The sequence below is a fragment of the Clostridium estertheticum subsp. estertheticum genome, assembly GCF_001877035.1.
Lineage (GTDB): Bacteria > Bacillota > Clostridia > Clostridiales > Clostridiaceae > Clostridium_AD > Clostridium_AD estertheticum.
The window spans coordinates 421,756-444,286 of record NZ_CP015756.1 but is presented as its reverse complement, the minus strand read 5'-3'; the positions used below and the strand labels follow the sequence as shown (position 1 = coordinate 444,286).

The window sequence follows — 22,531 nt, the reverse complement described above, 5'->3', positions numbered from 1 at the left end:
AAAATAACCGTCTGCCTATATCTAACAAGATAGTTACCTATTCTATATTTTTTGAAATTTTGTTCACAAGTCGAAGGAAAGTTTCAATTTCTTCATTTGTTAAACCCTTCGCAATTTTTTGTTCTACTTGAATAATTTGGGCTTCTATCTTTAGATGAATATCGAAAGCTTTTTCAGTAAGAATAAGTTTTTTTAATCGTGCATCACAAGACACCGCTTCCCTAGTTATCAATCCATTTCTTTCCATAAGTTGTAAAATAACAGTAGCTGTAGATCTCCTAATGTTAAACGCAATTTCAACATCTTTTTGGAAAACGTCTCTTTTATCTACGTTATCACAAAGATAACCAATGATCCAGCACTGCATTCCTGTTATGCCATCAATCTCACATTTCGAAACGCTAATATCAATTTGTCGTTTCACTTGATTAGAAAGTGTTTTTACTACAAATCCTATGGCCTTTGAACGATCCATAAAACGCCTCCCCATTATGTTAGTATACTAACAATTTTAATACTTGATACTGCAATTGTCAAACTTTATTAAAAATTACATTAGCAGTTATATAATTATCTGAGGGTTTTACTGATGGAGTCTGTACTTTACCTTTAAAATACTTTTTTCATAATTTTCACAAAAAATAATTATTGGAGCAACTAAACTTGCATTTAGCTCCTCCAATTTATTATCTAATTTTCTTGCTGCACAATTTTATAATAAGTCTTAGCTGTAAGTCCATAAACTACAGAGTACAACACTGCAAAGATTACAACAGTGCCAGCTATTGAAAGTATTAACGTACTGGTACTAAATAGACCAAACAAAGTTAATAGTTTAGATACAACGTTGATGGCAACTGCAATGTGGATTACCGCTACTGCTAATGGAAGGAAAAACACCATAAGTATTTGCTTGTTTATAGTATTTTTAACCTCTTTCTTGCTCATACCTACCTTTTGCATGATTTTAAATCTTTCGCTATCATCATACCCTTCAGAAATTTGTTTATAGTAAATTATTAAAACTGTTCCCATTGTAAATAATAGTCCTAAAAAACATCCAATAAAAATGAATCCACCATTAAATATATAAAAATCTTCTCTATCTGTATAAATGCTTTTAAAACTACTGTTTTTCACAGAATTTATATGGCTATTTAATGAATTACATAATTTTATAGTATCTTCTTTATTACCATCAATATCAAATGCAATACTATCAGTAGCATTCGCTAATTCATTGGTGCTCTTTTGTTCATAGATATCCTTTAAGGTATTCATATCCTTAACTACAATTCTATATTCATCTGTTAAGTTATTTTTATTTTTATTCGCTATCTTTATGTTATTAAGTTTCTCTTTCACTTTAAACTCCTTACCACTTATAACAATAGAGTCATAATTAAATTCCTTACCAACTGAAAAGATGAGTACTTCATTATCTTTTAAAGCTACAGATTTACCTTCCATTTTGTTATAATCTTTTAAGGTATAAAGATGTATACTTTTTATATCACTCATAAAAGATAGATTATCTGCTTTATTAGCAATTTTGAATGAATTTTCATTTTGTAATGTCATTAATTCTTTATCATCAAATTCTACTTGATTTTTTAGTGTTACATCATTCTTAGCAGCTGCTTCTTTTATTATATTTGCTACTTTATCCTTTTCTTTTGCTGTTGCATTTCTTATAGATATTGATACATCTAATGGATAAGTAATTTTTAAGCTGCTTTCTTGTCCAGCATATAAAGCAATAGTTGTTGATATTGTTAGTAATACCGCTGTACTTAAAATGCAAATATTAGCCAGACCTACAGCATTTTGCTTCATACGATAGATCATTCCAGATACCGAAACAAAATTCTTTGTTTTGTAGAAAAATTTCTTATTTTTCTTTAACATCTTCAAAAGTGCTATACTTCCAGATGTAAAAGTACTATAGGTTCCAACAATAACTAAAATTACTGCTATAAAAAATATATTAAATGCTTTTAATGGTGTTTCTATATACATAGCAAGGCCATATCCAACAGCTAATTCAATAACACCAGAAATAGCTAATATCCAAGATGCCTTTGGTTCTTTTTCGCCCTTTTGCCCACCTTTTAGTAATTCAATAGGATTTGTAATCTTAACTTGTAAAAGATTTGCTATTAAAGTAGCTACAAAAATCATACTAAATAATTCTATAGTTTGAATTATCGCAGGTACTGATATTGAAAATGAAGATGAAATAGTAATATCCAGTTTCATTAAATTTATTAATATTAAAAACATTAATTTTCCAACTATAATTCCACCTAAAATACCTAAAACTAAACTAATAATAGCTACTATTACCGTCTCAATAGAAAGAACCTTGGCAATATGCTTTTTTTCCATTCCAAGCACATTATAAAGCCCTATTTCCTTTTTTCTTCTCTTTATTAAAAAACTATTAGTATAAAATAGAAATACTATAGAAAATAATCCAATGACTTTAATTGCAAATTTCAGAATCATTTTTAATGAACCTGCACTTCTAATCTTATTTAATCCTTCGTTTAATACTATACAATCCATGGTATAAAACATGATAATTGCACTTATACAAGCTAATATATATGGCAAATAAGTTTTGCTGTTTTTCTTTAAGTTAGTCTTAGCAAATTTAAAATAAAAGGATTTATTCATTTTCACTACCTCCTGTAGTTAACAGAGTTAGTGTATTTGAGATCTTTTGATACATTTCATCATTACTCATAGCTCCACGATAAATTTGATTAAAAAGCTTTCCATCCTTTATAAAAAGAACACGACTAGCATGACTTGCAGCTATTGTACTATGTGTAACCATAAGGATAGTTTGACCAAAGTTATTTATAGTTGAGAATAATTTTAGAATCTCACCTGCGGACTTTGAATCTAATGAACCCGTCGGCTCATCTGCAAGAACTAATTTTGGATTTGTAATAATAGCTCTAGTTATTGCTGCCCTTTGCTTTTGTCCTCCTGATACTTCATAAGGATATTTTTCTAATATATCTTTGATTCCTAGCTTATTTACAATTGGTTGTAGCCTGCTCTCCATTTCTTTATAGTCTTTTCCTGATAACACAAGTGGTAGGAATATATTATCCTTTATAGAGAATGTATCTAGCAAATTAAAATCTTGAAATACATAACCTAAATGATTTCTACGAAAGGCAGATATTTCACTCTCCTTTATATTAACAATATTTTTTCCTTCTAATAATACTTCTCCACTTGTAGGCTTATCAAGTGATGCCAATATATTAAGCAATGTAGTTTTGCCTGATCCTGATTCCCCCATAATAGCTATATATTCACCAGCTTCTACTGAAAATGAAACATCATCTAAAGCTTGAACCTTATTACCCCCAAATCTTGTTGAATATATCTTCTTTAAATTTTTAACTTCTACTAATACCATATTGACCCCTCCAATTTTTACTTTAGGAAATTAATTTATGTTATTTACTAACTTACAAACTAATTATATAAAAAAAAGGAATGCTCTGCCTTAACTTAAGCTTACACTTCCTTCTTTAACCTTACATCTATGTAAGGTTAATCCTTACCTCTGCGTAAGGCTACTCTATATTTATTTTATCTGTAAGAAAATCAATAGCTACCTTTGTTCCTTTTCCTATTTCTGAGGTCATAGATATTTTATGGGATAATCTTGTAATAATTTCTTTACATAAATATAATCCTATTCCTGTTGATTTCTTGTCCATTCTGCCATTATACCCTGTAAACCCTCTTTCAAAAACCCTTGGAATATCTTCTGGCGCTATTCCTATGCCAGTATCCTCAATTATTAAGGTTTTCTCTAAATCCCCCTCTATATAAATCGAAATGCTGCCGCCTTTTGTATACTTTAATGCATTAGATAAGATTTGCTCTAGCACAAATGTAATCCATTTTTCATCAGTTATTACCTTGCAATCAAATTCCTTCAAATTTAGTGAAATCTTCTTATATATGAAAGTAGCCGCGTATTTCTTCACGGTTTGACAAGCAATGTCATGTAGTGAATATAGCTCTAATTTTAAATCAGAGGACAAATTCCCTAGCCTTATATAATGCAACACCATCTCTACATATTGTTCAATTTTAAATAACTCCTGCTCCATAAGTTTTTTTTCCGTGCCTACCTGCATAGATTGAATAATCATAGAAAAAGCAGCAATCGGGGTCTTTATTTGATGTGCCCACATTGTATAATAATCAACCATCTCGCTTAATTTATTGTCAGTGTTATATAGTACTTCTGATTTTTCCTTATATATAGTTGTAATAATACTCTGATAGTCTTTTTCTATTAAAGTCTTAGCCTTTGGTATCTTACCTAGTTCAAATTGTATCCCACTGAGAATATCTTGAAGATTCATATGCTTATCATAATATACCTTAAAATCATAAATGCTAAATAAAAAAGCTAATGTAGCTGATAATAAGGTTGCATATAAAATAGGCTCTACTGGAAGATGATATAACGAATATACAATGAAAAATATCATTATAAAAACCAAAAATTTAATAATTGTTTTTATTTTATCCATGCAATAGGAAATTACAATAGTCCAAACATAATTTTTTCCCATCTTAATCACCCACTGTATATCCTATGCCTTTTTTCGTCCTAATAAAATCCTTAAGCCCTATATCCTCTAGCCTTTTTCGAAACCTAGTGACATTAACCGTTAAAGTATTATCATCAATAAAACTATCACTTTCCCACAGTTTCCTCATAATATCATCACGAGAAACCACATTGTTTTTGTTTTCTAAAAGAATCTGTAATATCTTGAACTCATTTTTACTTAAATCCAACTTATTATTCTTATAGGTAAGCGTCAGCTCTCCTAAATTAAGAACAGCTCCATCACTTTCTAAAATGTTTACTTGTCCTTGAAAAGAATATGTCCTCCTAAGTAAGGCCTGTATCTTTGCAACTACTACATTTAGATCAAAAGGCTTGGCAATAAAATCATCAGCTCCCATATTAATAGCCATAATCAAATTCATGTTATCACTGGCGGAAGACGCAAAAATTATTGGGATCCTTGATATTTTCCTGATTTCTGTGCACCAGTGAAAGCCATTATAAAAAGGCAAGGTAATATCCAAAATCACCAGCTGCGGATCATATTTTATAAATTCATCTATAACATTATTAAAATCAGAAATAACTTCAGCCTCATAGCCCCATTTGCACAATTGATTCTTTAATATGCTTGATATAGTTGGGTCATCTTCTACAATTAATATTTTATACATATTCATCACCCTTTGACATTATTTATACATGCCTTTACTATACTAAATGTCATATGCATTTCAGTCAAGTTTTTCACTGGTGGATGCTAAACACAACCTTTAAAAATAATACAGATTTAAAACTGATTATATATATAAGTAATTAACCCATGTCTTGTTACCTTCTGATGTATACCCAAGTTTTCCATCCTTTATTGCCGCATAAAGCCACTTGCCTCCAATGGTAGCTGCTGGAGTATTTCTCATTTCTTTGCTAATAAAATCATCTAATGAAATATCATATGATGTTAATTTAAATGTATTATTTCCCTTTGATACTATTTCATCTAATATATTAATGTTAGATATTCGCTTACTAAATTCTGCTTGTTTTGTAGCATTTTTAACTGCTTGTATAAGTTCATTTGCTTTAGTAACATCTACATACATTTTTGATTTCTCAGCAATGCTTACTGCTGCTTCTTCCTCAACTTCTGCCATTTTTCGTCTTCGTTTGCTTTAAGATCAGCTATTTTAGCTTCTGCTACTAGTGTACCTATTTTCCTTAATAAAGCATGTAAAAAAATTTATATACTCCTCTAATTTCTGAATTTATTACTAATACAAAGATACTAAAATTATTTTATAATTTTAAATTCGTATCCACTTGTTTTTAGATAGTCTATAATTTCAGGTAATGCTTCTGCCGTACTTTCCTTACCATATGTATCATGCATTAATACTACTATTTTTTCCTGTGTACCTACATTTTCTTTAAATGCTTCTACTAATTCAGGTGAAGTTTTCTTTTTACCCTCAGCATCGAAAACATATGCATTCCAATCTATACTATACAGGTCTTTTTCTTTTAACTTGGCATTCAACTCAGTCAAATTAGGATCATGGTAGTACACTCTAGACATATAACCCCCTGGCATTCTTATTGCTCGGGCATTAAAATCTTGTCCTAAAATACTTTCTAGAATATTGTTAGTTTTTTCTATTTCAGCCATAAAAACATTTACGTCAAGCTTGTTATGAGGATATATTATTTTCATATCATGACTATAACCATGATTTCCTAAAGCATGTCCTTCTTTTGCAATTCTTTTTATAAGCTCTTTGCTTGAATTATTAGATTCTATAGCATTTCCAAGAGTAAAAAAGGTTGCTTTAATGTTATTATTTTTTAGTATATCTAGTACTTTGGGCGTTACAGTAGTAGATGGCCCATCATCAAAAGTAAGAAACGCGATTTTCTTGCCGTCTTTAACGCCTTTACCTTTAGCTATGTCCGATATTTTTTGTATATCATAAGTATTTGCAGCATTAGCGACTCTAGCCCTTAGTTCTATAGCTGCACTAGCCGCCTTTTCTTCTCTACTTTTTTCCAATACCCTCTGCGCCTTAACCTGTAATACATGATTTTCTTTGGCTTTAACCTCCATTTTATAAGAATATGCATATCTTGTATAAACTAAACTGCATAATATAATAAACATTATAGCTACTATTTTTCTTCTTCTCTTAAATTTCTTGCTTTCTTTTATCATAATTTTCCCCCTAGTTATATTTAAACATTAATTATTTTTTCGCTTATAGTTATCAACAATGTGTTAACTTGTATTTCATATTTTTTACCACGCTGTTGATACTTATAAAACTCCTGATCAGTAAGAATATAAATAGCCTTTTTCTTCTTATTCCCAACAGATTTTTCATATTTTTTTCTTTTAATGGTTTATCTGATATATTTAATTATATTATGACAATATATTATAAGTTGTTAATAGTTGTAAAGTATTTGTAAATAAAAGATGATGGTTTAGTATTTCTACATAGTTTTATTGGTTCTGTTTCATTTTACAACTATTCATATTAAAAACGAAGCCACTGAAAAACTATCATTTTATTGAAAATGCAGGAATTGGCTGAGTTGAATCTTTCTTCGTTGCATCTTGAAACAGCAAATCCATATGTAACACTTATTGGAAAAGGACGTAAAATCAGAAATGTCCCACTGATGGAAAAAACAGTAAAGCATTTGGCGATATATCTAAAAGAATTCCATCGAGAAGCTAATGAAGGCCCAACCTCACAGCCTTTCAACAGACAGCATCAGCTTAGTGCTTAAAGCTGCCGCAAATAATGCAAGAAAAACTTGCAGTGATGTACCTGGAAATGTTCATTGTCATCTCATCAGAAAAACAAAAGCAATGGATTTATATAAAAACGGAGTTCCACTTCCGTTCATTATGCAATTGCTTGGTCATGAGAGTATGTCGACAACATCTGGCTTCTATGCCTTTGCAACACTTGAAATGATGAGCGATGCAATGAAAAAAGCAACACCAAGTCTTAAAAACGAATATAAACTGTGGAAAAAAGATGAAATCAAGAAAGCACTCTTCTCACTTGATTAATCCAAAAAATTATGCCGAAGAATAAGCGCTTATTAGTATAACTACATGATATTCAATGAATCTTCGGCATAGTTTTTTCTTCGGTATAGTCTGAATTATACTGAATTCTGTATAATTCAGATCAAGGATGTCATTATACAAGTCCAATCTTTCAAAAACTCGTTAAAAATTGTGGACTAGGACAATCTATGTCAGGGCGTGGTAACTGTTGGGATAACGCTCCACAGGAATCATTCTTCGGTCATTTCAAAGATGAGGCAAACATAAAAGAGTGTCAAAATTTAGTAGAGTTAAAGAAAGAAATTAAAAAATATATGATCTATTATAATAGATATAGATATCAATGGGATTTGAAAAAGATGACTCCTGTTCAATACAGAAACCATCTTAATAATTAGTATAGTTTTTTGCAAATTGTCCTTGACAAAGGGTACAGATTAAAACCCGTATTACTACGTTGTATTTTTACTCAAAAGTGACTTTTTCAGTGGCCTATTGAAAAACCGAATACCTTTTTAGTGTTTCTATCAATATAAATCATTACTTTCTTAGCACCTGCGTCGTTGTCCCCAAATACTAAATTGTAGCTTTCTTGATATCCTACTATTTGATAAAGGAACTTTACATTTTTAATATTACCAATATTATTTTTTAAAATAAATCCTTTTGCTATTATTTTTGCTCCGTTTATATCAATACTGTTTTTTAAAGAAGGTTTGCCATAAAAATCCTTATAATAATTATTAAACTCTATACATTCTCCTGTTTTTGCATCTATTTTCATAGAAAAGTATGTGGAATTTATATCTTGTGCTTGTTTTACTGCTTTTGTAAAAAATTCTACATAATATAAACCGTTCTCTAATACAGAGTTACTATATTTCAATTGAATTTTTGAATAACTACTTTGAGTTATTAGACTTGAATCTTTTTTTACCATAGATGAGCTAATGAAGCTAACATTACTTTCAATCTCTGACAGGTAAAGTTTCACATTAAAATATTTTTCTATATATTCTAGAGTTTTTAATTTTGCTTCCTCCTCTGTTAAGATTTTTTTATCATTCACTATATTTGAAGTAGCTGTAACTTTTTTACCAATTTTTTCAACTACTAGTTGATTCTTTTTTATGCTATTAAAATCTCCACACGAAGTTAAAAAAATACTAAAAATTAATAATATAGGAAGTATTGTTTTATGTTTCATGAGAGGTTCCACCCCCTTTACTATTATTAAATATTAATTTAATTGAAGTCCCTTTATCTATTTCACTTTCAACTTCAAAGCATCCATTATGAATGTCCAATATTTTTTTACATATTGCTAAACCTAATCCGGCACCATTATTTGCTCTAGTTCTTGCTTTATCCACCATATAAAAAGGTTCAAAAATTTTATCTATATGATCCTTAGCAATCCCTATGCCATAATCTTTTATTTCAACTTCATATTTGTATTTGTTAATACCAATGTGAATTTCTGATTTGACCTTGGAAGCTTTTATAGCATTATCTATAAGATTAGATAGTAATACACTCATTAACTCACGTTGCATCATCATTTCAAAATCATTATCATCTATTACTAAGTTTATGTTTTTTTCAATAAGTTTTGGTAGCAATGACCCTTTCACTTCAAAAACAATGTTTTTTATGCTTTCATTTTGCAGCTTAAACTCTTCTTTTTTTAATATTATTAAATCCATTAACCTAAAAGATAATTCCTCTAACCGCTTTCCTTCTTTGTATATATAACCAAGACCATCTATAAAAATTTTCTCATTATATTTGGTGGTACGAAGTAAATTTGCATACCCTATTATAGAAGTTAATGGTGTTTTTAATTCATGAGACAAGTTATTGATAAACCTCTGTTTTTCATTATTATTTCTTTCTAATTCACTTATTTTTTCCCCAACAGCCCCAGCCATTATATTGAAATTCTCTGCCAGCACACCAAATTCATCCTTAGATTTTATTTCTACCTTTTCGGAAAAGTTGCCTTTAATTATTCTTTTAGTTGCTTCTATAAGATTCTGGATTGGCTTTGTTATATATTTACTTATAAAATACATAAACACCATGAAAACTAAAGATACTACTACGTTTAATTTAAAAAAGAAAACATACTGGCTTTTTCTTTCTTCGTAAATTTCTGAAATATTTCGTACATAAGTAAATTTATACGATTTATTTTTTATATTTATCAGATTTGATATGAATATATATGATTTATCACCTATATCCTTCATTATATATTGTCTTGTATCTGGTTGAAGTGACTCGATTTCCTCTCTTTTATCAGGCATTTTAAAATTCATATTACTAAATACAATTTTATTATTTGCATCCAAAATCTCTACATAAACATTTTTATCATTGTATTCTTTATAATAATCTTTTATAGCATTAGCTAAAATTTCATTATCAGAGCTGATATTACGGGAATACATCCTTAAAGTATCATACACAGGAATACTTAAATTCACCCCTGAATAAATACTCAACTGTTCACTTAAACCTCTATCTACTTCTCTTTTTAATGTTTCATTATGAATCTTTTCTATTATTAAAATCCCTGCAAAGTTAAAGGTTAAAATAAATAACGTCAAAAAGAAAATGTATATTCTTTGCCAAAACTTCATCAATTATTCCTCCAACCTATATCCAATTTTATAAACCGTCTTAATATTATCATTTAGGTCTAATTTTTTTCTAATTGAACCTATGTGCATATCAACAGTTCTAGTTCCTCCAAAGTAATCAAATTTCCATATTCTTTCTAACAGTATATGTCTAGTTAATGCTATATTTTTATTTTGTACCAATATACATAATAGTTCAAATTCCTTAAGAGTTAAATCTACTATTTGACCACTCTTTTTAACTATTCTTTCTTTTAAATATATTTTAATATCTTTAAACTCCAAAAAATCATTAGCTTTTCCATATCTTCTAAGCACAGTTTCAATTCTTGCTAACAGTTCTAGAACCTCAAATGGCTTTACAATATAATCTTCTGCTCCTGATTTTAATCCAGTTACTTTATCACTAACTGAGTTTTTAGCGGTAAGAAATATAACAGGAATACCTAAGTATCTTATTTTATCCATTATAGCAAACCCATCAACATTGGGAAGCATAACATCCAATAGTATCAAATCGAATTGTTTATTTTCGATTATATTAATTGCTTCTAATCCATCATAAACTTCTATAGTTTCATAATTTGCTATATTTAAAGTTAGCCTGATTAAGTTTGATATTGCTAAATCATCTTCTACTATTAGAATTTTTTGATTCACATATATCGCCTCCAGTAATATTATTATTTTATTTATTCAAAGTTATTAATATAAATAATTATCAATTAGATTTGTAAACCATTTATATAATAAGAACTTCAATTCGTAATTTAAAACCAACAAATAAAACCAGCTATACTAAATCCAAGGTTGGTTCAAGAAGTTTCCTAACTTCGTAAGTGTTTATTATTTGTTTCGCTGTTTTTTCTACATCTGTTGTCATGAAAACATAATACTCATCATCCTTTGTATCATGTACTACGCAAGCTATTAGATCTACATATTCTTTTTAGCGGGTATATAAGTATCGACTTTTTTATTTGTATTCGTTACAGATCTTTAAATAAAACCTCTATCATTGATAATAATATTGCCCTCTTTTAGAACTTTACTTTTTAGCTTCATATTTATCATATTTCGCATAGTACCTTCTTCTAAAAGACCCTTTTCTAAATCTCTGTCATTATCCCATATATTCCAACCTAATTCAGACAATAGTTCTGAATCTGTCACTGCGAAGGCTACGTCAGTTAGACTTGTCCTTAATTTCATATTTGCTGTAATTGCTAACTATTTTTTAGCTAAAATGTTATCCACACCGGTTTTCGCAAGCTGTTTTCTATATAAGAACAGCTCCATCACTTTCTAAAATACTTACTTGTCCTTGAAAAGAATAAGTCCTCCTAATCAAGGCCTGTATCTTTGCAACTATTACATTTAGATCAAAAGGCTTGGCAATAAAATCATCAGCTCCCATATTAATAGCCATAATCAAATTCATATTATCACTGGCGGAAGACGCAAAAATTATTGGAATCCTTGATATTTTCCTAATTTCTGTGCACCAGTGAAAGCCATTATAAAAAGGCAAGGTAATATCCAAAATCACCAGCTGTGGATCATATTTTATAAATTCATCTATAACATTATTAAAATCAGAAATAACTTCTGCCTCGTAACCCCATTTACACAATTGATCCTTTAATATACTTGATATAGTTGGGTCATCTTCTACAATTAATATTTTACACATGCCTTTACTATACTAAATGTCGTATGTATTTCAGTCAAGTTTTTTACTGATGGATGCTAAACACAACCTTTAAAATCCACTTCTTAAGAATATTAATTATCATACTTGCCTAAAAACTCTCGAGTTTCTTTTCCAATCTCTTGTGATTTCGTATAGAAAATGTAATGTTTCCCTTCTATAGTAGAATAACTAAATTTAGTATACTCCTTAAATTCATTTAGATTTTTACTCATTATTTTTGTATATTTCTCATTATTTATATCTTTCATAGATCTAATTGTGATAAATTTTAGTATTGGCAAATCCTTTGGCATTTTAGTTTTATTAACTGTTCCACAATTCTTTAATATCATATTAACTTCATTTTCCATAGTATTGTTAAATGGATTTTGTACTCCCATTTTAACTAAATCATTTTTATCCTTTTGTGAAAAACAAACTTCATCTTTATAAATATTATTATAGTATATCCTATCAATGCCTAAGAAATTTCCTACAGTAGCTGCTATGTATTGCTTTTTACCAATAGATAAATCAACTTTATCCGCTTCTTCTAGACATGCCTTAACTAATGTTGTATCCATCATAATTATTGCTTCAACTTCTTTCGGATAAACCGCTGCATAATACTGAGCATATATGCCTGATACAGAGTGAGGCATAAGTATATATGGTCCAGCTATATTCGCTTCCTTCAATGCCGCCCTGGTTTCAGCAACAATATTTTCTACGCTACGCTCCTTTGAAGTTTCATCGCTAAAGCCATAACCAAAGGGTTCAACAACGACTACTTTAAAGTCCTTTTTTAATTCTTTAATTAAAGGTTTAAAATCAATTGAAGGTGCAATACTTCCTAAACCTGGCATTAAAACAATTGTTTTCTTTCCTTCTCCCTCAGAATATACATGCATTTTTTTACCATCAACCTTAACTAATGTACCTAAATGATTAACATCGTCCTTTTCTAGATGTTTTCGAACTTGACCTACTATAGATATAATTGTTAACAATGCTAATATCACAACAATAATTTTTTTTAATATCTTTAGTGTCTTTTTAAGCATTATTATCACCTTCTTCATAGACCATCTTCACATAATTATTACTTATGAAAAAATAGAATAAAATCATTGTTATTGAATATAAGCATATCGCAATTATTAACTGAGTATTAAATGAAAAATTCATTATTTGTTCTAACATCTTCATTGCAATAATACTATGGAGTATCCCTACACTACCAGGTAAAATAAATGAAATTCCAACTTGTACATACACAGACCTCTTTACTTCCACTTTGCTCATACCTATTTTCTTCAATATTTTATACTGCTCTTTATCCATGAAGGCATCCTTTAATATTTTAAAATAAATCGTACTAAATGTTGAAATTATAAATATTATAGACATTATTAACCCTAAAAAATGAAATATTTCTATTGCATAATAATCCCATGTATATTCCTTAATATGTGGATATATCTTATCCATTTTTATGACTTTGCTTATATTTAATAATAATTGGTTTGCTTCTTTCTCCTTACTTATTTGAACACAATTTAAAGATGTTTCATTAAACCCTTCCTTAACCTTTTTATATTCATAATCTTCTAAAACATATATATTCTTTTTTCCTAATTTCTCTATAATCCCAGTAAAAGGTACATCTTCTTGTTTTTTAATTACATATTCTCTATTTTTTATTTTTATTTCTTTTTTCAGAGCATTCAATGGAGATGCTAATGTTGTTGCACTTATTATAAAAACAGCCTCGCCTCCCTTAGGCTTAATATTATCTGTTACTTTATAATTCAGAAACTCTAAATTCTTTTTTAATGTTGAATAACTTATTATTATTGCTTCATTATTATAATCTACTTTTCTAGGATAGTTTATATAGTCAATCTTTCCGAGGAAAAATTTATTTTCATTAATTCCAATTAACTTATGATTAGATTCATTAATTATTCCCACTACTTTTTCTTTTAATTTTTCATCATTACTTTCATAACTAAAACTATATGGAGATTCTTTAACAATTTCTTTTTGGGCAACTTTCTCAAAGGATAAGCTTACTCCAAAGGCCGTTATAGCTGCTGCACATAATATTGCCGTCATAGCTAGATTGCGATAATTCCCTTTTAGTCTAAAATACACATTAGAAATACTTACTAACCTAACATTTTTATATACAATATTTTTGTTTTTAATCATCTTATTAAAAACTATGGACATGAAACTTCCAAAGAAAAAGTATGTTCCTATTGAAACACATAATAGTGCTGTCATAGATGAAAATATCAAATCTAGATCCCATCTTTTAATCATAACTCCAACTAAGTAGCCAGCTAAAATTAATAATACCCCCAAGATTCCCTTAAAATATCTTAACTTTTGTAGATTTTCTTTTTCCCTTGTAGCATTAATCATATCTATGAGTTTACTTTTCTTTACCACTCTATATTTCTTATAACCTAATATTCCAAAAATACATGTGAATACTAAAATTACTATAAAAATAGAGTTTAATGATATTTTGAAAGGTATCTCTACATTTAAAGAAATTGATTTTGCGAGTAGCATAAAAAATAATTTAGATGATATTACTCCAAATGCAAGTCCACTAACCATAGAGGTAACTCCAAGTAATAAACTTTCTATTGCAAATACTTGTCCAATTTTTGATTGAGTAATTCCCATTAACATATACAAAGCGGTCTCCTTTTTCCTATTTAATAGGAAAAATTCATCTGCATTAAATATAAAATATATTACTGTACATACTAAAATAAATCCACATGAAAGACTTGCTACACTTGCTGCCTGAAACCTTTCACTAATTGCAGTAAATGCATCATTGTTTTCTATGGCTAAAAAGTTATATAAAGTTGCAACAGATACAATTGTAATAAGCAAATAAAGTTTATACACCTTTATATTATCCTTAAAAAGCTTCAATGATAGTTTAAATGAGTTCATCGCTTTCTCCCCCCATCATAGCTATCATATTAAGAATCTTTTTAAACATCTCGTTTCTTTCTCCATTGCTGTCTAATTCACCACATATATTACCATCCTTCAAAAACATTACTCTATCTGCATAACTTGCAGCCCTGGCATCATGGCTTACCATTATAATTGTAGTATTATAATTTTTATTTATATTTACAAAACATTCAAGAACTTCTATAGCTGATTTAGAATCTAAAGCACCAGTTGGCTCATCTGCAAAAATCACCTTTGGAGATGTAATTAATGCTCTACAGATTGCTGCTCTTTGCTTTTGGCCCCCTGATAATTGATAAGGATATTTATCTAGATGTTTTTCAATACCTAAGAGCTTTGTTAGTTTATTAATCTTTTCTAATATTATCTCTACCTTTTCATTGTTTAAAGTTAATGGCAATGCAATATTATCTCTTATTGTCATATTATCTAACAAATTAAAATCTTGAAAAACAAAACCTATTACATCTCTCCTAAACCTAGCTAATTCATTTTCTTTTAGACTGTTCACATCTTTACCATCAATTAAAACCTCTCCTGAAGTTGCTTTGTCTATTGTTGACATGACATTTAAAAGGGTAGTTTTTCCTGAACCTGAAGGTCCCATTATACTAATAAATTCACCTTCATTAATTTCTAAATCTACTTCCTTTAATACTTTATGTTTATTAGTTAACCTTCCATATTCTTTAATTAATTTTGATACCGATACAATTTTTTTCATATTATCACCTCGTATCTATAGTATAATTAATACCCGATTACTCCTCCACCTATCAAGGTTACAAATTAGATTTTAATGTGACATTGGTGTAACATTATAGTAATCGGCTAACTTGTAAAAGCTTAAAATAAATTCAGTGTACTCACCCTCTCTACTTTCTACCTTTAAATCTATATTTAAATTATTACACATCTTTTTTGCATAATATAAACCAATGCCAGTTGATTTAGTTCTTGTTCTTCCATTTTTTCCAGTAAATCCTTTATTAAATATCCTATTTATATCTTCCTTAGGAATACCAATTCCATTATCTTTAATATGTAAATAATAAGCCTTGCTATCCTCTTTACTCAAAATATGTAATTGTCCATTTTCATTGGTGTATTTACTACTATTATTAATAATTTGAGAAAAGATATAGTGAATCCATTTTCTATCACTTATTATATTAAAACCTTCAGCCTCTAATATTATTTCAATGTTTTTGTTTATGAAAAATATTGCATTCATTTTTATTGCCTTTCTAATTTCATCTCCTACTGCTACTTGCTCACTTTTCACATCTAAATTATAATTATTTGCTCTTGTAACATATAGAACTTGATTTACACTAAACTCCATTTGTTTCATTTCAGATATTATCTTTTGCGATTCATCCTCTTCCAAGTCTTCTAATAATAAATCAACAATAGAAATATTCATTTTAATATCATGAACCCATTTTGTAATATAATCTTCAAAATCATTTATATTGTTTTTTAAACTTTCTTCCTTCTTTAGATATTCTAAACTTTGTTTTTCTAAAATATTTGAAACAATATTTAAATGAAAGTCATTTGTTTTATTAGCTAATCCCTCATTAAATTTCAAAATATTACTGTATTTATTTTTTTCTTTTATGAATCCATAGGTAAAAGTTATAAATTCTATTAATAAAATAAGTATGTCCATATACACAATATCTTTAAACGCTTTATTTATAGTACTACTGGTATAGACTATACAATTAGTTATTATAAAAATTATTATATTATTTGTTAACCCTACTTTATTAATCTTCATGTAATCAATTAACTTCATCTACTATTTTCCCCTTTTTATCCTTTATATAAATAATTATATTTTTTGTCTCTTAAGAAAAAGCCAACCATTCAGGATTTTTATCCAAACAGTTGACTTAGTATCATAATATTATATATCCAATGCCTTTTTGTGTTATTATTAAATCTTTTATTCCAACTTGCTCTAAGCGATTTCTTAATCTATTAATATTAACTGTTAAAGTATTCTCATTAACATATATATCGTCATCCCAAAGCTTTTTCATTAGTTTGCTTCTAGAAACCCCTTTTCCCTTATTCTCCATAAGAGTTTGTAAAATGAGCATTTCATTTTTTGTAAGTTCTAAATAATTTTCATTATATAAAAGAGTTGTATTATCTAAATTTAACAATAAATCATCACATTTTAATACTCTTGCTTCTTCACTTTTATACTCATATGTCCTTCTTATAATAGCTTGTATTTTTGCAATTAAAACATTTGAATCAAATGGTTTTTGTATATAATCGTCGCCACCATTATTAATTGCCATTACTATATCCATATTACTATCCCTTGAAGATACAAATATAATTGGTATCTTGGATATTTTTCTTATATTTTTACACCAATAAAATCCGTCACAAATTGGAAGATTAATATCCATAAGAACAACCTTAGGTTCACATTCTTTAAAGCACTCTATTATTTTTTCAAAATCTTCACATACAGTTACTTCAAATCCCCATTTGTTTAGAATATTACTTAAGACTTCACACATGTTTTTATCATCTTCAATTATCAATAACTTATACGTATTAATCATTTCGACGCCCTAACCCACCCTAATTTATCCATTAGACAATTTTATTCTTAGATGTTGATATTATATCATCTTTCCTCGCAAAAACAAAAGATAGTTATCTTCTCTTACTCTTCTTAATAATACTTATTTAATATTTATTATTAAATAATCCAGCCCCTTCTATTATCTCCTGCTCAGTAAATAAACTTAAGACAGCTTCATTGTAATCACTTAAACTTTGTGACTTCTTTATTTTTTTAGCATATTTCTTATCATCTGAAAACATGTAAATCATATATCCCCATAGTTCTTTCATTCTAAATATTGCATTTCTATCTTCATCAAATACTTCTATATATTTATTTAAAATTTCATCATGGAAATCTTTTAATACTTTTTTATCTATATTAGCATTATTTTTAATCTCATTCATTAACCTTGGATTGGCTATTATTCCTCTTCCTAGCATTACTGTTTTTACTTCTGGAAAAGTTTTTATTAATTTATTATTATCATCACTAGTGAAAATATCCCCATTATAACATACTGGATTTATGCTTGAAGATAATGCATCTTTAAATACCTGCAAATTAGGTTTATTTCCATAAAAATCTTTCTGTATTCTCGGATGGATAATTAATTCTTCTAAAGGGTATTTATTATAAATTTTTATTAGCTCATAAAACTCTTCTGGACTATCTTTTCCTATTCTAGTTTTTATAGAAATTTTCATATCACCTATTTTAAATATTTCATCTAAAAACATATCGAGTTCTTCTCTTTTGGCTAGAAATCCTGATCCTCTATTTTTTGAAACAACAGTTCCAGCAGGACATCCTAAATTTAAATTAACCTCGTTATAACCTAATTGTTGTAATTTTCTAGAAGTAATAATAAAACGTTCTGAATCGTTAGTAAGTATTTGTGGAACTACATTCATTCCTTTATTATTTTCAGGTAAAACATCTCTTAATTCTTTAGACTTAAGACTTCTACTTTTATTTGTAACAATAAAAGGTGTAAAGTATTTATCAATATTATTAAAAAATTTTTTATAAGAATTTCTATATACGTATCCCGTAATTCCTTCCATTGGTGCTAAATAATACTTCATTTAATAACTCCTTTATAACTATTCTAAAAACATTATATCAGAATTTTATAATACTTTTAGAAAAAGTACTGCCATAACTATTATTGCTGGAAGTGCTTGTTTGAAAAATACGCTCTTTGTTACAGTAATTGCTCCATATATACCCGCTATTATTACACAAGACAAAAAGAATATAGCCACATTATTTGACCACATATAGTCCTTAATAAATAAAGACCATATTAAGCCTGCAGATAAAAACCCATTGTACAACCCTTGATTTGCTGCCATGACTTTAGTTTTAGGAAATAAGTCCTCTGGTAGGACTTTAAATACTTTTTTACCCAATGTCGTCCATGCGAACATCTCAATCCACATTATAAATAAATGTTCAAAAGCTATTAATCCTATTAAAATTTTTGATACAACCATAACTACATTTCCTCCCTTATAAAACTATAACTTATATTCATCTTCTCTTGCTTTCTCGAGTGCCTCTAAAAATATTTCAGGTTGTTGTGCACCCGATACAGTATATTTATTATTAATTACAAAGTAAGGAACACCACTGATTCCAAGCTTTGAAGCTGTTTCTTCATCTTTTCTTACTTCGTTGCTATACTGAGCCGATTCCAAAATACTTAATACTTTCTCGCTATTAAGACCGACTTCGTAAGCAAGACTAGCTAATACTTTATTATCAGATATATTTAACGAATCTACAAAATATGCCTTTAAAATTCTTTCTGATAATTCATTCATCTTGCCTTGTGTTTTTGCATAATGTGCTACCCTGTGAGCATCAAAAGTATTCGTTGGAATTAAGTCATCAAATTTATAGTTAAGACCTATAGCCTTAGCCTCCGCAGCTATTTGGTTATTTGATGCTTTAGCTTGTTCTACTGGTATGCCATATTTTTTTGCTATAATCTCATGAATATTTCCATCAAATTTCTTTTTAGATGATGGATCAAGCTCGAAGCTTTTAAAAACTAATTCAACTTCATCCTTATATTCAAATTTTTCTAAAGCAATTTCTAATCTCCTTTTACCTATATAACAAAATGGACACACAAAATCGGACCACACTTCTATTTTCATTACTATTCCTCCCGTTTCAATATTTAATTCTTCTACTAATTCTGCATTTGTTTTATATTTTTTAAAACTTTATCAAAGTTTTCTTCAAAAATCTGTCTTTCATTCCTATCAAAACCCTTTAACATTAAATCTAAGATTTCAACTTCTATATTCTCAATTTTCTGCTTTATATATAGCGCTTCTGGTTTTAAACTTATATATACACTTCTCTTATCTTCAGCACAAATACATTTTTTTATTAGTCCTTGATTTTCGTACTTATTTATAATATCTGACAAAGAAGATTTGGATATCTTCCATATGTTTGATATTTCACTAAAAACCAAAGCACTTCCATCTTCAGGAAGTATATAGAATAGTGGTATATGATTTTTTAATATGGGTAATCCTTCCTCTTTTATTTTTTTTCAATAAATTTATTAGAAACAGAGTTAATTTCGTTTATCTTACCTAATATACAACTTTTTTTCATTCATTCACCTCGTTCGTTCGGGTACGAATTAATATTAACTCTTAAAACTTTTTTTGTCAACACTTATTATCATCCAATAATCAATATTATGATTGAATTATGATAATGCTGAAATACGCTCCTTATCTATTTTTTATATAACATATCTATATGTGGAATATTATCTTCTAAATACTCATTTGAAGTTTCTTTAAAACCAAGACTCCCATAAAAATTAACCAAATATGATTGTGCTTGAATCTTAATCTCTTTCTCATTTAATTTTAATTCTATAAAATTGATTGCTTTTAACATTAGCTCTCTTGATCTACCTTTGCCACGATAATTTTTTTTGTACCAATACTCGTCCAATAGATATTTCATCATATGAAACTCCTTTTTTCAAGATTCTTAAATATGCAATAATTTTGCCGTTATCTTGAAGGTATAAGTGATATGCATTTTCGTCTTTGCCGTCACAATCTTGGTAATCACACTGCTGTTCTACAATAAATATTTCATTTCTTATCTCTAAAATTTTATATATTTCTTCAACTTTTAATTCTTCAAACTTTTTTAGTTCCCAATTCAATGTTTTGCCTCCTTTTATTGTTTATTAGATTATAGTTCTATATAACACTTATCGTAACATAATTTACAAAATATCGCACATGCTATACATATATTGGCTCTCTATTGTTAGTATATCAAGCATTTCTGTATACTTCAATGCTTTGAAAAAACATATGAACGTAAAAAAAACGTATTAAATTTCTATAACTCACCTACTATTAATTTTATCCTTGTAAAGCTATAAAGTGTAATGCTATAATGAATTTATTGAAAATTATAAATTATGAATTATGAAAGGATTGATTTATTCATGGAAACAAAGTTAGAAAAAAAGTACGGTCTTATTACTGCTATAGCCATGGTTGTCGGTATCGTTATAGGTAGTGGTGTTTTTTTCAAGGCAGAAAAAGTATTAACTGCAACCGGTGGTAATCTTACACTAGGTATTTTGGCTTGGGTTATTGGCGGCGTTATTATGATTTCTTGTGCCTATACGTTTGCTGTAATGGCAACTAAGTACGAGAAAGTAAACGGCATAGTAGATTATGCAGAAGCTACTATGGGTGAGAAATATGGGTATTATGTTGGCTGGTTTATGGCACTAATTTACTATCCAACATTGACATCAGTTTTAGCATGGGTTTCAGCTAGATATACCTGTGTGTTATTGGGATTTTCAATTACAGGTGGGGAGTGTATGACTATTGCCTGTCTATATTTGATAGGTAGCTTTGCTTTAAATGCATTATCACCAGTTTTATCTGGTAAATTTCTAGTTAGTACAACTGTTATAAAACTAATCCCACTGATTTTAATGGCTATAATTGGGACAATCGTGGGGATTCATAGTGGTATGACTATGATTAATTTTACAACAGTAGTGAAAAAAGTAAATACTGCGAATGCATTATTTACAGCCGTCGTTGCAACAGCCTTTGCATATGAAGGTTGGATTATTGCTACAAGTATCAATGCTGAACTAAAAGATGCAAAGAAAAATCTTCCACTTGCTCTTGTTGGAGGTACTTTTATAATTATGGTTGTTTATATTCTTTACTATATGGGCCTAGCTGGAGCTGTGACAAACCAAGTTATGATGAACGGCGGAGAAGCTGGAGCTAAATTGGCATTTCAAAAAATATTCTCCTCTGCAGGTGGTACTATAGTATTTGTATTCGTTATTATTTCTTGTCTCGGGACTTTAAATGGATTAATGCTCGGATGTACTCGCGGTATTTATTCATTAGCAGCAAGGGGCTTTGGACCAAAACCAAATATATTTAAACAAATAGATAGTGAGACTAATATGCCAACAAATTCATCTATACTAGGCCTACTACTTTGTGCTATATGGTTATTATACTTCTATGGCTCTAACTTAACAAAATGGTTTGGATTCTTTAATTTTGATTCATCCGAATTACCTATAGTTACTATTTATGCATTATATATTCCTATTTTTATTATGATGATAAAAAAAGAGAAGGATTTGAATTTATTTAAAAGATTCGTAATGCCTATTATTTCATTAACAGGATGTGTATTCATGATAGTTGCTGCTTGTTTTTCTCATAAATTAGAAGTTGTTGCATATCTAATTATATTTGCAATTATAATGGCTATCGGTGCTTTGTTTTCAAAAAAACAAAGCCTAACTTCCAAAAATCAAATAAACTAAAACATAAGAAAACCCACAACCAATTAA

Annotated in this window: 22 protein-coding genes and 3 pseudogenes; 3 read left to right on the top strand and 22 right to left on the bottom strand. The window is 28.6% G+C overall.

The genetic code is table 11. The annotated features are described in order from the left end of the window. Positions 1-37 precede the first annotated feature (37 nt). The 7 genes from A7L45_RS02155 to A7L45_RS02125 all read right to left on the bottom strand — a co-directional run bounded on the left by A7L45_RS02155 (position 38) and on the right by A7L45_RS02125 (position 6,824). Complete coding sequence (locus A7L45_RS02155) at positions 38-475, bottom strand: MarR family winged helix-turn-helix transcriptional regulator (RefSeq protein ID WP_071611247.1); 438 nt, start codon at positions 473-475, stop codon at positions 38-40. 215 nt (positions 476-690) lie between these two features. Beyond that, the gene (locus A7L45_RS02150; protein WP_071611246.1) at positions 691-2,679 is read right to left on the bottom strand and encodes an ABC transporter permease; all 1,989 of its coding nucleotides are present in this window, start codon (positions 2,677-2,679) and stop codon (positions 691-693) included. Beyond that, positions 2,672-3,439, bottom strand: a complete 768-nt coding sequence (locus tag A7L45_RS02145; RefSeq protein ID WP_071611245.1) for an ABC transporter ATP-binding protein — start codon at positions 3,437-3,439, stop codon at positions 2,672-2,674. The genes A7L45_RS02150 and A7L45_RS02145 overlap by 8 nt, the downstream gene beginning before the upstream one ends. Positions 3,440-3,599: 160 nt before the next feature. Continuing rightward, complete coding sequence (locus A7L45_RS02140; RefSeq protein ID WP_071611244.1) at positions 3,600-4,616, bottom strand: sensor histidine kinase; 1,017 nt, start codon at positions 4,614-4,616, stop codon at positions 3,600-3,602. A 1-nt stretch (position 4,617) separates the two neighbouring features. Further along, positions 4,618-5,292 carry a response regulator transcription factor gene (locus A7L45_RS02135; RefSeq protein ID WP_071611243.1) on the bottom strand — a complete coding sequence of 225 codons (675 nt, stop codon included), beginning with the start codon at positions 5,290-5,292 and terminating at the stop codon, positions 4,618-4,620. A gap of 126 nt (positions 5,293-5,418) precedes the next feature. Then, entirely contained in the window at positions 5,419-5,772 is a 354-nt protein-coding gene (locus tag A7L45_RS02130) for a hypothetical protein (RefSeq protein ID WP_071611242.1), read from the bottom strand. A gap of 137 nt (positions 5,773-5,909) precedes the next feature. Beyond that, positions 5,910-6,824 (bottom strand): polysaccharide deacetylase family protein, encoded by a 915-nt coding sequence (locus A7L45_RS02125; protein ID WP_071611241.1) that lies wholly within the window; start codon positions 6,822-6,824, stop codon positions 5,910-5,912. A gap of 573 nt (positions 6,825-7,397) precedes the next feature. Here A7L45_RS02125 and A7L45_RS23425 point away from each other — a divergent pair. Both A7L45_RS23425 and A7L45_RS02115 read left to right on the top strand, forming a co-directional pair. Further along, entirely contained in the window at positions 7,398-7,694 is a 297-nt protein-coding gene (locus A7L45_RS23425; protein WP_207647753.1) for a tyrosine-type recombinase/integrase, read from the top strand. A gap of 113 nt (positions 7,695-7,807) precedes the next feature. Continuing rightward, positions 7,808-8,092, top strand: a pseudogene (locus tag A7L45_RS02115) (IS3 family transposase); the annotation flags it as partial. Between the two features lie 86 nt (positions 8,093-8,178). Here A7L45_RS02115 and A7L45_RS02110 read toward each other — a convergent pair. The 15 genes and pseudogenes from A7L45_RS02110 to A7L45_RS02040 form a co-directional block, all read right to left on the bottom strand. Beyond that, positions 8,179-8,901, bottom strand: coding sequence for a hypothetical protein (locus tag A7L45_RS02110; RefSeq protein ID WP_071611239.1), 723 nt, complete (start codon positions 8,899-8,901; stop codon positions 8,179-8,181). Then, positions 8,891-10,339, bottom strand: a complete 1,449-nt coding sequence (locus tag A7L45_RS02105) for a sensor histidine kinase (RefSeq protein ID WP_071611238.1) — start codon at positions 10,337-10,339, stop codon at positions 8,891-8,893. Before A7L45_RS02105 ends, A7L45_RS02110 begins: the two co-directional genes overlap by 11 nt. 3 nt (positions 10,340-10,342) lie before the next feature. Continuing rightward, positions 10,343-10,999, bottom strand: coding sequence for a response regulator transcription factor (locus A7L45_RS02100; protein ID WP_071611237.1), 657 nt, complete (start codon positions 10,997-10,999; stop codon positions 10,343-10,345). Between the two features lie 339 nt (positions 11,000-11,338). Further along, on the bottom strand, positions 11,339-11,551 hold the full coding sequence (locus A7L45_RS02095; protein WP_071611236.1) for a hypothetical protein: 213 nt from the start codon (positions 11,549-11,551) through the stop codon (positions 11,339-11,341). Between the two features lie 73 nt (positions 11,552-11,624). After that, positions 11,625-12,032, bottom strand: a pseudogene (locus A7L45_RS02090) (response regulator); the annotation flags it as partial. A 92-nt stretch (positions 12,033-12,124) separates the two neighbouring features. Then, positions 12,125-13,096, bottom strand: coding sequence for an alpha/beta fold hydrolase (locus A7L45_RS02085; protein ID WP_071611235.1), 972 nt, complete (start codon positions 13,094-13,096; stop codon positions 12,125-12,127). Continuing rightward, entirely contained in the window at positions 13,089-15,011 is a 1,923-nt protein-coding gene (locus A7L45_RS02080) for an FtsX-like permease family protein (RefSeq protein WP_071611234.1), read from the bottom strand. Before A7L45_RS02080 ends, A7L45_RS02085 begins: the two co-directional genes overlap by 8 nt. After that, positions 14,998-15,762, bottom strand: coding sequence for an ABC transporter ATP-binding protein (locus A7L45_RS02075; protein ID WP_071611233.1), 765 nt, complete (start codon positions 15,760-15,762; stop codon positions 14,998-15,000). The genes A7L45_RS02080 and A7L45_RS02075 overlap by 14 nt, the downstream gene beginning before the upstream one ends. 72 nt (positions 15,763-15,834) lie before the next feature. After that, positions 15,835-16,842: an ATP-binding protein gene (locus A7L45_RS02070; protein ID WP_071611232.1), complete on the bottom strand. Its 1,008-nt coding sequence runs from the start codon at positions 16,840-16,842 to the stop codon at positions 15,835-15,837. A 103-nt stretch (positions 16,843-16,945) separates the two neighbouring features. Next, the gene (locus A7L45_RS02065) at positions 16,946-17,629 is read right to left on the bottom strand and encodes a response regulator transcription factor (RefSeq protein WP_071611231.1); all 684 of its coding nucleotides are present in this window, start codon (positions 17,627-17,629) and stop codon (positions 16,946-16,948) included. Positions 17,630-17,756: 127 nt separating this feature from the next. Continuing rightward, a complete protein-coding gene (locus A7L45_RS02060) occupies positions 17,757-18,722 on the bottom strand; it encodes a tRNA dihydrouridine synthase (protein WP_071611230.1) in 966 nt (321 codons plus the stop codon). Between the two features lie 45 nt (positions 18,723-18,767). After that, positions 18,768-19,133: a DUF1304 domain-containing protein gene (locus A7L45_RS02055; RefSeq protein WP_071611229.1), complete on the bottom strand. Its 366-nt coding sequence runs from the start codon at positions 19,131-19,133 to the stop codon at positions 18,768-18,770. 24 nt (positions 19,134-19,157) lie between these two features. Then, complete coding sequence (locus A7L45_RS02050; protein WP_071611228.1) at positions 19,158-19,802, bottom strand: DsbA family oxidoreductase; 645 nt, start codon at positions 19,800-19,802, stop codon at positions 19,158-19,160. Positions 19,803-19,837: 35 nt separating this feature from the next. Then, the gene (locus A7L45_RS02045; RefSeq protein ID WP_236900467.1) at positions 19,838-20,128 is read right to left on the bottom strand and encodes a MarR family winged helix-turn-helix transcriptional regulator; all 291 of its coding nucleotides are present in this window, start codon (positions 20,126-20,128) and stop codon (positions 19,838-19,840) included. A 272-nt stretch (positions 20,129-20,400) separates the two neighbouring features. After that, a pseudogene (locus A7L45_RS02040) lies at positions 20,401-20,845 on the bottom strand (GNAT family N-acetyltransferase). A 291-nt stretch (positions 20,846-21,136) separates the two neighbouring features. Between A7L45_RS02040 and A7L45_RS02035 the strand changes: the two are divergent. Continuing rightward, complete coding sequence (locus A7L45_RS02035; RefSeq protein WP_071611227.1) at positions 21,137-22,504, top strand: APC family permease; 1,368 nt, start codon at positions 21,137-21,139, stop codon at positions 22,502-22,504. Positions 22,505-22,531 lie beyond the last annotated feature (27 nt).

Bases quoted from the DNA above. Each gene is read 5' to 3' on its own strand.
- A7L45_RS02155 (WP_071611247.1), bottom strand. From the start codon at position 475: ATGGATCGTTCAAAGGCCATAGGATTTGTAGTAAAAACACTTTCTAAT.
- A7L45_RS02150 (WP_071611246.1), bottom strand. From the start codon at position 2,679: ATGAATAAATCCTTTTATTTTAAATTTGCTAAGACTAACTTAAAGAAA.
- A7L45_RS02145 (WP_071611245.1), bottom strand. From the start codon at position 3,439: ATGGTATTAGTAGAAGTTAAAAATTTAAAGAAGATATATTCAACAAGA.
- A7L45_RS02140 (WP_071611244.1), bottom strand. From the start codon at position 4,616: ATGGGAAAAAATTATGTTTGGACTATTGTAATTTCCTATTGCATGGAT.
- A7L45_RS02135 (WP_071611243.1), bottom strand. From the start codon at position 5,292: ATGTATAAAATATTAATTGTAGAAGATGACCCAACTATATCAAGCATA.
- A7L45_RS02130 (WP_071611242.1), bottom strand. From the start codon at position 5,772: ATGGCAGAAGTTGAGGAAGAAGCAGCAGTAAGCATTGCTGAGAAATCA.
- A7L45_RS02125 (WP_071611241.1), bottom strand. From the start codon at position 6,824: ATGATAAAAGAAAGCAAGAAATTTAAGAGAAGAAGAAAAATAGTAGCT.
- A7L45_RS02110 (WP_071611239.1), bottom strand. From the start codon at position 8,901: ATGAAACATAAAACAATACTTCCTATATTATTAATTTTTAGTATTTTT.
- A7L45_RS02105 (WP_071611238.1), bottom strand. From the start codon at position 10,339: ATGAAGTTTTGGCAAAGAATATACATTTTCTTTTTGACGTTATTTATT.
- A7L45_RS02095 (WP_071611236.1), bottom strand. From the start codon at position 11,551: ATGAAATTAAGGACAAGTCTAACTGACGTAGCCTTCGCAGTGACAGAT.
- A7L45_RS02085 (WP_071611235.1), bottom strand. From the start codon at position 13,096: ATGCTTAAAAAGACACTAAAGATATTAAAAAAAATTATTGTTGTGATA.
- A7L45_RS02080 (WP_071611234.1), bottom strand. From the start codon at position 15,011: ATGAACTCATTTAAACTATCATTGAAGCTTTTTAAGGATAATATAAAG.
- A7L45_RS02075 (WP_071611233.1), bottom strand. From the start codon at position 15,762: ATGAAAAAAATTGTATCGGTATCAAAATTAATTAAAGAATATGGAAGG.
- A7L45_RS02070 (WP_071611232.1), bottom strand. From the start codon at position 16,842: ATGAAGTTAATTGATTACATGAAGATTAATAAAGTAGGGTTAACAAAT.
- A7L45_RS02065 (WP_071611231.1), bottom strand. From the start codon at position 17,629: ATGATTAATACGTATAAGTTATTGATAATTGAAGATGATAAAAACATG.
- A7L45_RS02060 (WP_071611230.1), bottom strand. From the start codon at position 18,722: ATGAAGTATTATTTAGCACCAATGGAAGGAATTACGGGATACGTATAT.
- A7L45_RS02055 (WP_071611229.1), bottom strand. From the start codon at position 19,133: ATGGTTGTATCAAAAATTTTAATAGGATTAATAGCTTTTGAACATTTA.
- A7L45_RS02050 (WP_071611228.1), bottom strand. From the start codon at position 19,802: ATGAAAATAGAAGTGTGGTCCGATTTTGTGTGTCCATTTTGTTATATA.
- A7L45_RS02035 (WP_071611227.1), top strand. From the start codon at position 21,137: ATGGAAACAAAGTTAGAAAAAAAGTACGGTCTTATTACTGCTATAGCC.